This window comes from Vibrio sp. 1641 (assembly GCF_033339995.1).
GTDB classification, from domain to species: domain Bacteria; phylum Pseudomonadota; class Gammaproteobacteria; order Enterobacterales; family Vibrionaceae; genus Vibrio; species Vibrio alginolyticus.
In genome coordinates, this window is record NZ_JAWOVP010000120.1 from 1 (window position 1) to 781 (window position 781).

Below are 781 nucleotides of genomic sequence, written 5' to 3' on the forward strand. Positions count from 1 at the left end.
CCAAACGAACATTATCTTTAGTGAATTCTTCACCGATGAATGCGCGCCAACCGCCTGTACCAAATTTGATCATGATTCGAACCTCAATAAGGGCGGCAATACACCGCGCCTTAAAATTTTGCTAGCGAACCCAATGCACAAGCTAAAGAGCAAAAGTGCATTGGGGCATTTTTAAGCGATTAACCTAGTGTTACGATCACTTCGTTCACGGAGCCTTCCGCTTGAACTGGTACTGATGCGCCAGTGATAGCTTCGCCGTTCAGAGTGATAGATTTCACGCCTTTGCTGACTGAATCAGGGTTAACAACTTTGATGTTGTAAGTCGCGCCTAGCCACTGACGAGTGACTTCAAATCCAGGCCAGTTAGTTGGAATACATGGATCGATAGTTAGACCATCAAAACCTGTGCGAACACCAAGGATAAAGTTGGTCACTGCGAAGTAAGCCCAACCAGATGTGCCAGTTAGCCATGGGTGGTTTGCACGACCGTGATCTTGGTGGTCTCGACCCATAATGAACTGCACGTAGGAGTACGGTTCTGCGATACGTTTTTCGATGATGTCGTTTTGGTTGTATGGGTTGAGTGCATCGTAGAACTTCATCGCACGGTCACCGCGCCCCAATTTTGCTTCAGCAACCCAAGCCCATGGGTTTGGATGTGAGAAGATCGCCCCGTTTTCTTTTACGCCTTGGTAAACGCGCGTTACAAAGCCGATATCATCATTTGGTGTTGCAAATGATGGTGAGTTCAGATGTAGGCCGTATTCAGAGAATAGATTCT

Annotated in this window: 1 protein-coding gene; it reads right to left on the minus strand. The window is 47.0% G+C overall.

Annotated features, from left to right (window positions below):
• Positions 1-179: 179 nt before the first annotated feature.
• Positions 180-781 (minus strand): GH36-type glycosyl hydrolase domain-containing protein (locus R7Z47_RS24545; protein WP_411913060.1); only part of this gene is annotated, 602 nt, incomplete at its 5' end.